Source organism: Pseudomonas sp. 37 R 15 (assembly GCF_900004865.1).
In the GTDB taxonomy this organism is placed as follows: Bacteria; Pseudomonadota; Gammaproteobacteria; order Pseudomonadales; family Pseudomonadaceae; genus Aquipseudomonas; species Aquipseudomonas fluorescens_AM.
Genome location: NZ_CVTV01000055.1, coordinates 33,248 through 45,333, shown reverse-complemented (window position 1 = coordinate 45,333; position 12,086 = coordinate 33,248). Strand labels below are relative to the sequence as shown.

The following is a 12,086-nucleotide window of genomic DNA, read 5'->3' as shown; positions in this document are numbered from 1 at the left end:
GGGCGAGGTGCCGAGTGGTGGGGCAAGAGCCTTTTTGGTTACTTTTGGGGCTCTTTTCCAAAAGTGACCCGCTGTAAAAGCGGAACCGCCAGCCACCGTTACCGCAGGAACGGATATGTACTCGGTCCAATCCAACATCCTGGTCGGCCCAGAGGCCGCCATCGGGGGCAAGCCCCCTCCCACATTCTTGATTTATGGCGCCTGTTAGTCAGCGTTCCACGGCGACCCTAGAACACCGACCACCCAATCCGCTCGCTCAACAATTCCAACGCCTTGATCCCCGCCAGCGAGTTCCCCGCTGCGTTCAACTCCGGCGACCACACGCACACGGTAAACTGCCCCGGCACCACCGCGACAATCCCGCCGCCTACCCCGCTCTTGCCCGGTAACCCTACGCGATAAGCAAAATTGCCCGCCTCGTCATACAGCCCGCTGGTGGCCATGATCGAGTTGACTTGTTTGGTCTGACGCGCGGTCAGGATCTGCTCGCCACTGTGGGCGCTCACGCCTTCGTTGGCCAGGAAGCTGAACGCCCTGGCCAGGTCCAGGCAGCTCATCTGCAAGGCGCAGTAGTTGAAGTAACTGTGCAGCACCGCGTCCACATCGTTATGGAAGTTGCCGAAGGCTTTCATCAGGTAGGCCATGGCCGCATTACGCGCACCGTGCTGGGCTTCGGATTCGGCGACCACGCTATTGACCAGAATCTGCGGATTGCCCGACAGCCGCCGCACAAAATCGCGCATCGACAGGATCGGCACGGCGAAGCGCGACTGATTGATGTCGCAGATCACCAGCGCACCGGCGTTGATAAAAGGATTGCGCGGTCGGCCGCGTTCGAATTCCAGCTGCACCATCGAGTTGAACGGTTGCCCCGACGGTTCATGGCCCAGGCGCTCCCAGATGCTTTCGCCGCCGTGGTCGATGGCCTGCACCAGGCTGAACACCTTGGAAATGCTCTGCACCGAAAACAGCGTATCGGCATCGCCGGCGCAATAGGCTGCGCCATCGTTGCCGTATACCGCGATGCCAAGCTGGTTGGCGGGTACGTCGGCCAGGGCGGGAATGTAATCGGCGACTTTGCCGAGGCCGATCAGAGGCCGCACTTCGTCGAGGATCGACTCCAGCAGCGCCTGCATGTCTTGTCCTGTCATCTTCTCTGGATCAGTGGTGAACGAGGCGCGGAGGATACTTCAATGGGCGCGAAAGCCCCACACAATCTCCACCATCCGCTCGGCGACCACTACATAGATCAGGATCAGCAACAGCTGCAACACCAGGTGATAACGCAGCTTGGCCATCCGCCGAATGCCGTCGCTGATGTTCAGCAGCATCAGTACCGTGGACAGGATAATCAAGCCCCAGCCCGCGACATGTGAGGCGAACATGCCGATAAACAACTCGCGGGGTCCTACCAGCGCATTGGTCCCCGCAGCGAAGAGCAGCGCGCATACCAGCAGGTTCTTCACGTTGTCGAAAATCTGTGTGCTCAGGTCGTTTTCCAGCAACGCCAGATACCGCGTCCATAAGGTGCGCATGCTTGAGTACCGAGTGGGAAGGCTCGACAGTCAAGGTAGTTCAATTGGCAAAGCTGTCGAGCTTTGGAGGCGATCGCATCGCACGGGAAAATGCGCAGATCCAGCTACTAAATGCAAACTTCTGATAATGATTAAAATCGTAATTCCCGATTTTAATAATTAGGTTAGAACCAATCGGCCTTTTACAGATTCAGCCGTGCGCCCTATTTTCACGCTACGGACCGACCCCCTGCCCGGTGGAGGCTTGTTTATCGACTTCAACAAGGACCTGACCATGAGCATCGAATTCATCGGCTACATCGGCGGCCACCACGCCTCCGAGATCCACCCGCGCAGCGGCCCGACGCTGCAACCCGATTACGTCGAAAGCGTGGCGCGCGCCCATGAAGAGGCCGGCTTCGACCGTGCCCTGGTGGCCTTCCATTCCAACAGCCCGGACAGCACGTTGATCGCCGCCCATGCCGCCAGCGTGACCCAGCGGCTTAAATTCCTGATCGCCCACCGCCCAGGCTTTGCCCAACCCACATTGGCCGCGCGCCAGTTCGCCACGCTGGACGTGTTCAACGGTGGACGCACCGCCGTGCATATCATCACCGGCGGCGACGACCGTGAACTGCGCGCCGATGGCAGCCATATCGGCAAGGACGAGCGCTATGCGCGCACCGACGAATATCTGAGCGTGGTGCGCCAGGAATGGACCAGCGACAAGCCTTTCGATTTCGCCGGCACCTACTATCAGGTCGAAGGTGCGCACTCCAGTGTGAAGTCGCCGCAACAGCCGCACATCCCGGTGTACTTCGGCGGCTCGTCGGCGGCGGCGATCGCGGTGGCGGGCAAGCATGCGGATGTGTATGCGCTGTGGGGCGAGACCTACGAGCAAGTGCGCGAGGTGGTGGCGCAGGTGCGGGCCGAAGCGGCGCAGCATGGGCGCACGATTCGCTTCAGCTTGTCATTGCGGCCAATCCTGGCCGAGACCGAGGAATTGGCCTGGCAGCGGGCGGACACCATTTTGCAGCAAGCCACGGCGCTGGCCGAGAACAGCGGTTTTGTGCGGCGCGAACCGCCCAATGAGGGCTCGCGGCGATTGCTGGCAGCGGCGGCGCAAGGCTCACGGCTGGATAAGCGCCTGTGGACCGGGATTGCCGGCTTGCTCGGCGCGCAGGGCAATTCCACGGCACTGGTGGGCACTGCCGAACAAGTCGCCGAGGCGCTGCTGGATTATTACGACCTGGGCATCACCACGTTCCTGATTCGCGGCTTCGATCCGCTCAACGACGCGATCGACTATGGGAAGAAACTCATCCCGCTTACCCGCCAACTGATCGCCGAACGCGAACAGGCCAGGCAAGTGGCTTGAGAACTCACTGTGAGGGCTTGCCCCCTCCCACACGTGTCTGCATTTCAGCATTGGGATTGGTAGCAGTTGCCAGCAGTTGCCAAGACCTGGGTGAATCGCTTTATCGAATGCATGAAGTCTTCGACCTGCACGCGATCAATTGTGGGAGGGGGCTTGCCCCCGATGGCGGCGGATCAGTCAACATCCATTTACCTGACCCACCGCTATCGGGGGCAAGCCCCCTCCCACCCTTGTCTGCATTTCAGAGTTCACGCGCCAGGAATGGCGCCGTGCGGCTGTCCTTGTGGTTGGCGACTGCCTGCGGCTTACCACTGGCTACCACCTTCCCACCCGCATTGCCGGCTCCGGGCCCGATATCGATCACCCAGTCACTCTGCGCCACCACGCGCATTTCATGCTCGACCACCACCACCGTATGCCCCGCTTCCACCAATTGATTGAGCTGGCTGAGCAAGCGGTCGACATCCTTGGGATGCAGCCCGGTGGTCGGTTCGTCCAGCACGTATAACGTGGCGCCCCGCGCCGTGCGTTGCAGCTCGGTGGCCAGCTTGATGCGCTGCGCTTCACCGCCCGACAACTCGGTAGCCGGCTGGCCCAGGCGCAGATAGCCCAGGCCGATATCGCGCAGCACCTGCAGGGCGCGCAGCACGCCAGGCTGTTCGGCAAACACCTCGACGGCCTGCTCCACGGTCAAGCCCAGCACTTGGGCGATGTCCAGGCCTTGCCATTTGACCGCCAGGGTCTCGGGGTTGTATCGCGCACCGTGGCAGGTCGGGCATGGCGCATACACGCTGGGCATGAACAGCAATTCGACGCTGACGAATCCCTCGCCTTCGCAGTTCGGGCAACGGCCCTTGGCGACGTTGAACGAGAACTGCCCCGCATCGTAGCCACGCTTCTTCGCTGCCGGCGTGGCGGCGAACAGTTTGCGCACGTTGTCGAACAGCCCGGTATAGGTGGCAAGATTGGAGCGCGGTGTACGACCGATGGGTTTCTGGTCCACCTGCACCAAACGCCGGATCTGCTCCAGCCCGGCGCTGATGCGGCCTTCGCTGGCGGCTGGGGCAGCGTCTTCCAGGCTGGGCTCGTCGGTGTTTTCCAGCACACGCCCCAGGCCGCTGCTGACCAGTTCCAGCAGCGCCTGGCTGACCAGGCTGGATTTGCCCGAACCGGAAATCCCGGTCACCGCCGTGAAGCAGCCCAGCGGAAAATCCACGGCAAGATTCTTCAGGTTGTTGCGCGTCACCCCTTGCAGCTTCAGCCAGCCACTGGGTTCACGCCGGGTGGGATTCAAGGCCCGCGGTTCGGCAAACAGGTAGTCACGGGTCTGCGAGGCTGCGACATCCGCCAACCCCGCAGGCGGGCCGCTGTACAGGACTTGCCCGCCGTGCTCGCCGGCGGCCGGGCCGACGTCGATCAGCCAGTCGGCGCGGCGCATGGTTTCCAGGTCATGCTCCACCACAAACAGCGAATTGCCGGCCGCTTTCAAACGCGCAAGCGCGCTGAACAAGGCTTCGCCATCAGCCGGATGCAGGCCCGCCGAAGGTTCGTCCAGCACGTAGATCACCCCGAACAATTGTGAGCCCAGTTGCGTGGCCAGGCGCAAACGCTGCAACTCACCGGACGACAGCGTCGGCGTGCTGCGCTCCAGGGACAGATAGCCCAGGCCCAGCTCGATCAAGGTACTGACCCGTTCGAGCAGATCCTCGGCGATGCGCTGGGCGGCCAGGCGCTTTTCCACCGACAGTTTCATCTTGTCCTGCCCCGCCGCCACCGGCCGCAGCAGCTCGGCCAGGCGGGTCAGGGACAGTTGCGACAGCTCACCGATATCCACCCCGGCAAACTTCACCGACAGCGCCGCCCGGGTCAGCCGCTTGCCCTCGCACAACGGGCAGGCACTGCCTTGCATGAACTGCGACACGCGCTTTTTCATCAGCGCGCTTTGGGTATGGGCGAAGGTGTGCAGGATGTAGCGCCGCGCACCGCTGAAGGTGCCCTGGTAACTGGGCTCCAGCTTGCGTTTCAAGGCATCGCGGGTCTGTGCCGGGGTGAAGCCGGCGTACACCGGTACGGTGGGGGTCTCTTCGGTGAACAATATCCAGTCGCGCTGTTTTTTCGGCAGGTCGCGCCATGGGATATCCACGTCGTAACCCAGGGTCACGAGGATGTCCCGCAGGTTCTGGCCTTGCCATGCCAGCGGCCAGGACGCCACCGCGCGCTGGCGAATGGTCAGGGACGGGTCGGGCACCATCAGCGCTTCGGTCACTTCATAGACGCGACCCAGGCCATGGCATTGCGGGCACGCGCCCTGGGGCAGGTTCGGCGAAAAGTCCTCGGCGTACAGCATCGCCTGCCCCGGCGGGTAGCGGCCGGCGCGGGAATACAGCATGCGGATCAGGCTCGACAAGGTGGTCACACTGCCCACCGAGGACCGCGCACTCGGGGTGCCACGTTGCTGTTGCAGGGCCACGGCGGGCGGCAAGCCTTCGATACTGTCGACATCCGGCACGCCGACCTGGTCGATCAGGCGTCGCGCATAGGGCGCCACCGATTCGAAATAGCGGCGCTGGGCCTCGGCATACACGGTGGAAAACGCCAGGGACGACTTGCCGGAACCGGACACACCGGTAAACACCACCAGGGCATCGCGGGGAATATCCACGTCGACGTTACGCAAGTTGTGTTCGCGAGCGCCGCGCACCCGCACAAAGCCGGTGTGCTGGACGGTCGGTGGAGGAGTGTTGCGCTGTGAAGTCATGAACAACCTTGTCTGGCGGTGAGAACGCTGCGTACCCGTTGCGTCAGGGCGTCGGGACTGTAGGGTTTGCTCAGCAGGTGAATATCGGCGCTCAGCAGATGATTGGAGGAAAGAATGTCGCGGGTGTGGCCGGAGGTGAACAGCACCGGAATCGGCGGCACCTGGGCACGCGCCCAGTTGGCCAGGTCGATGCTCTTGATGCGGCCGGGCATCACCACATCGGTAAAGATCAGTTCCGGTTGCAGGCCGGACTGCAGCTTGGCCATGGCCTGATCGCCGTCTTCGGCCGTCAACACCGTGTAGCCCGACTGCGTCAGCAGCTCCACCACGGTCAGGCGCACGCCTTCGTTGTCTTCCACCACCAGAATGGTTTCCTGACCGGTGCAAGGGCTCTCCAGGTCAATGTCCGGTTCGACATGCTCCGGTTCCAGGCTGCGCGGGAAATACATCTGCACCACCGAGCCTTTGTTCTCCTCGCTCCAGATGTCGACATGCCCGCCGCTTTGACGGACAAAACCAAACACCATGCTCAGCCCGAGGCCGGTGCCCTGCCCTTCGCGCTTGGTGGTGAAAAACGGTTCGAACGCGCGCTTGAGTACCGTCGACGGCATGCCCGCGCCGGTGTCGGTGACCGCCAGGCGTACATACTCGCCGGGTTTGATGCTTTTGCCCGCGCATTCGGCCGGGTTGAGAATGATGTTCTCGCCGGTGATACGAATCACGCCTTCGCCTTGCATGGCATCGCGGGCATTGATCGCCAGGTTGAGCAGCGCGTTTTCCAGCTGGTTGCGGTCGACGTTGATGCACCAGGAATCCTGCGGCAACTGCACGTCGATATGGATGGTCTCACCCAGCGCGCGTTGCAGCAGTTCACCGAGGCCGGCATAGATACGCTGCGGGTTGTACACCGCTGGCGACAAGGGCTGACGCCGCGCAAACGCCAACAGTTGCGAGGACAAGGTGGCCCCGCGTTCCACCGCGGCAATCGCGGCGGAGACGCGCCGCTGTACTTGCGCGTTGTCCGGCTCATGGCGGGCCAGCAGGTGCAGGTTGCCGGCGATCACTTGCAGCAGGTTGTTGAAGTCATGGGCCACGCCGCCGGTCAGGCCGCCAATCGCCTCCAGCTTCTGCGACTGGCGCAACTGCTCCTCGGCGGCGGAACGCGCTTGCACTTCGGCCGCTACGCGCTGCTCCAGATTATGGGTCAGCTCCTGGCGCACCCGCTCGGACTTGACCAGTTCAGTGGTCTCGACCACGATCGCCAGCACCCCGGCCGGTTGCTGGTTATCCCCGGCCACCGGACTGTAGTAGAGGTCCAGCCACAAGGTTTCCGGCCTGCCATGGCGCGACAACACCAATTCCTTGTTGTTGAACGACAAGGTGCCGCCAGCCAGGCATGTGTCCACCACATGCCGGTTGAACTCGGCCACCTCCGGCCAGCCCAGTTCCACCGGCGTGCCCAGCAGGTACGGGTGGCGACCGCCGGCGAACACCGAGTAGCTGTCGTTGTAGATCATGTAACCGGCGCGCCCCCATAGCATCACCATGGGCACGGGCGAAGCGAGCATCATCTGCACGGTGCAGGCCAGGCTGGTGGACCAGCGATCGATCGGGCCGAGGTCGGTGCCTGACCAGTCAAACGCGCGAATTCGCTGGGCCATTTCACCGGCCCAGCCTTCACAGCCGTGGGAGTTGGATAAAAATTGCATGATCGGGCTCTGGGCAATGAGAAGGCAGTCGCAAGTTTTGGAGCGCGGCGGCGGTAGATGGTTTCATCTTGTCGAACTTGGGCCGAATAAACCACTGGCCTCAGTGAAAATCCCGGCTGCGCACTACAATGCCGTCCAGCAGCGGCGACAGGTCGGTCAGGCGCCCGGCGATCAAATGCCGCACCTCGCCCACCGCCTCCCAGCGCCCGTCCACCTTGAGCAGTCGCGAGCCGATCAGGGCCTTGCGCTGACGTTCGGCCAGGTCGCGCCAGACCACCACATTGAGGTTGCCGAACTCATCTTCCAGGGTGACAAAGGTCACACCACTGGCGGTGCCGGGACGTTGGCGCCCGGTGACCAGCCCGGCCACGCTCACATTGCGCCCATGCTCCACGCTCAGCAGTTCCTGGGAACTGCGGCAGCGGCGCTTACGCAGTTCCGCGCGCAGCAGCGTCAAAGGGTGCGGCCCCAGGGTGGTGCCGAGCGTGGCGTAATCGGCGTGCAAGTCCTCGCCCACCGTGGGTTGAGGCAAGGCCACGTCTGCTTCATCGGGGCTCGGCAGGCCGGCAAACAGGCCCAGTTGGGTCTGCACACCGGACACCTGCCAGCGGGCCTGATGCCGGTTACCGGCCAACCCGCGCAAGGCGCCGGCATCCGCCAGCAAGGCTTGGGCGCGCGCATCCAGGCCGGTGCGGGCGTCGAGGTCGGCGATGTCGCTGAATGCACGGCACTGACGCACGGCCTCGATGCGCCGCCCATCGTCTTCGCGAAAGCCCGAGATCATGCGCAGACCCAGGCGAATCGCCGGTTGCTCGCCGTCGATGGGTTCCAGGCTGCAATCCCAGTCGCTGGCCTGCACGTCCACCGGGCGAATCTGCAGACGATGACGGCGCGCGTCCTGCAGGATCTGGTCCGGGCTGTAGAAACCCATTGGCCAACTGTTGATCAGCGCGCAGGCGAAAGCCGCCGGCTCATGGCATTTGAGCCAGCAACTGGCGTAGGTCAGCAAGGCAAAACTGGCCGCGTGGGACTCGGGAAAACCATAGCTGCCAAAGCCTTTGATCTGCTCGAAAATCTGCGCGGCAAAGGCTTCGGTGTAGCCGTTTTTGAGCATGCCGGTGCGCAGCCGCTGCTGATGCGGTTCCAGGCCGCCGTGGCGCTTCCAGGCGGCCATGGAGCGGCGCAACTGATCGGCCTCGCCAGGGCTGTAGTCGGCGGCGACCATGGCGATCTGCATCACTTGTTCCTGGAACAACGGGATGCCCAGGGTACGTTTCAACACCACTTCCAATTCAGGCGATGGATACGTGGTGGGCTCTTCCTTGTTCCTGCGACGCAAATACGGATGCACCATGCCACCCTGGATCGGCCCCGGCCGCACGATGGCGACCTCGATCACCAGGTCATAAAAGGTTTTCGGCTTGAGCCTGGGCAACATCGACATCTGCGCCCGCGATTCGATCTGGAACACACCGATGGTGTCGGCCTTGCTGATCATCGCGTAGGTGGCCGGGTCTTCCTTGGGAATAGTTGCCAAGCTCCAATTCTGGTGGCGATGGCGGCGCAGCAAATCGAAGCAGCGACGGATCGCGCTGAGCATGCCCAGGGCGAGAATATCCACCTTGAGCAGGCCGACGGCGTCGAGGTCGTCCTTGTCCCACTGGATGATGGTGCGCTCGGCCATGGCGGCGTTCTCCACCGGCACCAGGGTGTCCAGCGGGTATTCGGAAATCACGAAGCCACCGGGGTGCTGGGACAAATGCCGGGGAAAGCCGATCAATTGCCCGGTCAGGGTCAGTACGCGGCGCAGCAGCGGGCTGTCCGGGTCGAAGCCGCTTTCGCGCAGGCGCTCCAATGGTGGCGCGTCGTCACTCCAGCGCCCGCAGCAGTCGGCCAATGCGTTGACCTGGTCCGCCGGCAGCCCGAGGGCCTTGGCCACATCGCGCACCGCGCCGGTCGCGTGGTAACTGCTGACCACTGCCGTCAACGCTGCACGGGTGCGGCCATAACGCTGGAAGACGTATTGCAGCACCTCTTCGCGGCGCTCGTGTTCAAAATCCACATCGATATCCGGCGGCTCGTTGCGCTCCCTGGACAGGAAGCGTTCGAACAGCACATTGCTCAGGCTCGGGTTGATCTCGGTGATGCCCAGGGCAAAACACACCGCCGAGTTGGCCGCCGAACCGCGCCCCTGGCACAGGATCGAACGGCTGCGGGCAAAGCGCACGATGTCGTGCACCGTAAGGAAGTAACTTTCGTAACCCAGCTCGCTGATCAGCGCCAGTTCCTTGTCGATCTGCGCCAGGGTCTTGGGGTCGATGCCTTCGGGCCAGCGCTGGGCAATGCCTTCCTGAGTGAGGGTGCGCAACCAGGATTCGGCATCATGGCCTGCGGGCACCAGCTCACGCGGGTAGTGATAACGCAACTGGCCGAGGTCGAAGGTGCAACGCCGCGCGATGGCCAGGGTTTCATCGAGCAGGGCTTGGGGGTACAGCGCGGCCAGGGCTTCGAGACTGCGCAGGTGCCGCTCGCCATTGGGGTGCAAATGCAGGCCGGCTTCGGCCACCGGGACGTGATGGCGGATGGCAGTCATGGTGTCTTGCAGGGCGCGGCGGCCGCGCGCATGCATGTGCACATCACCGCAGGCGACCGCCGGGATCTGCAGGCTGGCCGCCAGGTGCAGGCGTTGTTCCAGATGGCGCGCATCGTCCTGTCCGCAATGCAGGTGCACCGCCAGCCACAGGCGCTCGGCAAAGGTGCGGCGCAGCCACTGGATATTGGCCTGAGTGTCGCTGTCTTGCGCCACCCACAAGGCCAGCAGGCCGGGCAACGGTTGCTCGAAGTCTTCCTGCAGCAGGCGGTAGCTGCCCTTTTCGGCGCGGCGTCGGGCCAGGGTGATCAAACGGCACAGGTGCTGGTAACCGCTCAGGTTTTCGACCAGCAACACCAGTGTCGGCCCGTTCTCGATGCGCACTTCACTGCCGATAATCAGCGGCAACTCCAGCGCTTTGGCCGCCTGCCAGGCGCGCACGATGCCCGACAGCGTGCACTCGTCGGTAATCGCCAGGGCGCTGTAGCCTTGGCGTTTGGCACGCTCGAACAATTCCAGCGCACTGGAGGCGCCGCGTTGGAAGCTGAAGTTGGACAGGCAATGCAGCTCGGCGTAACTCATGCCTGCCCCGTCTCTGTAGGAGCGAGCTTGCTCGCGAAAAACCCTGGGGCACCGCATTCATTCAGGTGCCCCGCGTTATCGTTAACTATCTTCGCGAGCAAGCTCGCTCCTACAGGGGGTGGTGGCCTGTTGGTGTTCATGCGAACCAGCCCTGCAACCACAACCCATCCTGTTGCCCCACCGTGCGGTAGGCCCAGCCTTGCTGGCCGGCACGGGTCTGGATGAGGTAATAGTCGCGGCGGATATCGGCGCCATCCCACCAGCCGGATTCGATGCGTTCCGGTCCCATCAGGATCTGTACGCCCTGCTCGGCCAGCAAGGTCGGCTGGTCCAATAACCAGCCAGGGCGCCGCACCTTGTTCAAGGTCGGGCATGGACGGGGATCAACGGCGGTTTGCCAGGCGCATTCAGGGCGATGGTCGGCGTGAAAGCGCAGGCCCTGCACCGCTTCATCACCCAGGCGTGCGCGCAGACGTTCGCGCAATTGCTCCCAGGGCAGGGTCTGTTGCGGGCGGTCGTCGAACAGGTCCTGGCGCTGCGGCACGAACACCGGCAAGTCCTGGGCCACCAGGCGAAACCCGCGCACAGGCGCCGTGACTTGCACCTGTTCCAGGCGCCCACGGGCCAGTTCGAACAGCATCGAGGGCTCGCGTTCGGCACTCAGCAGGCCGACCTTGATCACACTGTCCGGTGCCTGGGCATGCTCCAGGTGCAGGTCGAAACGCTGCACGCCACTGTCACGCCCGCACAGGAAGGCGGACAAGTCAGCAGTCAGGCGGCGCAAGGGAAACAGCAACGCCTGGTGGGATTGCACGTCGAAATTCAACTCGATGCGCACATCGAACCGGTCCGGCGGTTGATAGAACCCCAGGGCCAACGGCCGCTGCCCGGTCAGGGCATCGAGGTGCTTGAGCAGGCTGGCGTCAAAGCGTCGCGCCAGGGTATGCCGGGGCAGCGCCTGCACGTGGGCCAACGTGCGCAGGCCCATGCGCGACAAGGCGCTGGCGGCCTGCGGGTCAATCCCGGCGCGGTCGACCGGCAGTGGCGCCAGGGCCTGCATCAAGGCGCTGTCATCGGCCACCGCCAGGCCATCGTAACGATTGGCCAACACCCGCGCCGCCGCCGGATTGGGCGCGGCGACGATGCGGTGACGAAAGCCCAGCTCGGTCAACTCCTGGCGCAAGCGCGCTTCGAACTGCGGCCAGGGCCCGAACAGGCCCAGGCTCGACTCGATCTCGAACAGCAAGGCGCGCGGGTAATACACACTGACCTGGGAGCTGAAGCGGTAGGCCCAGGCGGCCAGAAATTGCTGGCAGCGCTCGATGTCCAGCGGGTCGTATTCAGCGCAGGCAAAGGCTTTGGTCAGGGCATGCGCCGCCGTCAGCGACTGGCCGGGACGCAACCCCAGGGCGCGGGCGGCGGTATTGACGGTTTGCAGCACGCGTCGCTGCGGCGTACCGGCCAGCAGTGCCAGCGGCTGATCGGGCTCGGGATGGGCCCGCAGCACGGCGTCCAGCGCCAACTGCGGGAAAACAATACAAACCCAGCGCATGGC

Annotated in this window: 7 protein-coding genes; 1 reads left to right on the top strand and 6 read right to left on the bottom strand. The window is 63.6% G+C overall.

Annotated features, from left to right (window positions below; genetic code table 11):
* Window positions 1-227 precede the first annotated feature (227 nt).
* On the bottom strand, window positions 228-1,136 hold the full coding sequence (glsB, locus tag BFQ04_RS20710; protein WP_065952363.1) for a glutaminase B: 909 nt from the start codon (window positions 1,134-1,136) through the stop codon (window positions 228-230).
* Between the two features lie 54 nt (window positions 1,137-1,190).
* Window positions 1,191-1,535 carry a hypothetical protein gene (locus tag BFQ04_RS20705; RefSeq protein ID WP_065952362.1) on the bottom strand — a complete coding sequence of 115 codons (345 nt, stop codon included), beginning with the start codon at window positions 1,533-1,535 and terminating at the stop codon, window positions 1,191-1,193.
* Window positions 1,536-1,809: 274 nt separating this feature from the next.
* Here BFQ04_RS20705 and BFQ04_RS20700 point away from each other — a divergent pair, with 274 nt between their 5' ends.
* On the top strand, window positions 1,810-2,892 hold the full coding sequence (locus BFQ04_RS20700) for an LLM class flavin-dependent oxidoreductase (RefSeq protein ID WP_065952435.1): 1,083 nt from the start codon (window positions 1,810-1,812) through the stop codon (window positions 2,890-2,892).
* 241 nt (window positions 2,893-3,133) lie between these two features.
* On the opposite strand, the gene uvrA is transcribed toward BFQ04_RS20700, so the two are convergent.
* From uvrA to BFQ04_RS20680, 4 genes are all read right to left on the bottom strand, one after another.
* Complete coding sequence (gene uvrA, locus BFQ04_RS20695; RefSeq protein ID WP_065952361.1) at window positions 3,134-5,650, bottom strand: excinuclease ABC subunit UvrA; 2,517 nt, start codon at window positions 5,648-5,650, stop codon at window positions 3,134-3,136.
* Window positions 5,647-7,359, bottom strand: a complete 1,713-nt coding sequence (locus tag BFQ04_RS20690; protein ID WP_065952360.1) for an ATP-binding protein — start codon at window positions 7,357-7,359, stop codon at window positions 5,647-5,649. Before BFQ04_RS20690 ends, uvrA begins: the two co-directional genes overlap by 4 nt.
* A 100-nt stretch (window positions 7,360-7,459) precedes the next feature.
* A complete protein-coding gene (locus BFQ04_RS20685) occupies window positions 7,460-10,531 on the bottom strand; it encodes an error-prone DNA polymerase (RefSeq protein ID WP_065952359.1) in 3,072 nt (1,023 codons plus the stop codon).
* Window positions 10,532-10,667: 136 nt separating this feature from the next.
* Window positions 10,668-12,083, bottom strand: a complete 1,416-nt coding sequence (locus BFQ04_RS20680; protein WP_065952358.1) for a Y-family DNA polymerase — start codon at window positions 12,081-12,083, stop codon at window positions 10,668-10,670.
* Window positions 12,084-12,086 lie beyond the last annotated feature (3 nt).

Coding starts and splice junctions, on each gene's coding strand:
- glsB (WP_065952363.1), bottom strand. CDS start 1,136: ATGCAGGCGCTGCTGGAGTCGATCCTCGACGAAGTGCGGCCTCTGATC.
- BFQ04_RS20705 (WP_065952362.1), bottom strand. CDS start 1,535: ATGCGCACCTTATGGACGCGGTATCTGGCGTTGCTGGAAAACGACCTG.
- BFQ04_RS20700 (WP_065952435.1), top strand. CDS start 1,810: ATGAGCATCGAATTCATCGGCTACATCGGCGGCCACCACGCCTCCGAG.
- uvrA (WP_065952361.1), bottom strand. CDS start 5,650: ATGACTTCACAGCGCAACACTCCTCCACCGACCGTCCAGCACACCGGC.
- BFQ04_RS20690 (WP_065952360.1), bottom strand. CDS start 7,359: ATGCAATTTTTATCCAACTCCCACGGCTGTGAAGGCTGGGCCGGTGAA.
- BFQ04_RS20685 (WP_065952359.1), bottom strand. CDS start 10,531: ATGAGTTACGCCGAGCTGCATTGCCTGTCCAACTTCAGCTTCCAACGC.
- BFQ04_RS20680 (WP_065952358.1), bottom strand. CDS start 12,083: ATGCGCTGGGTTTGTATTGTTTTCCCGCAGTTGGCGCTGGACGCCGTG.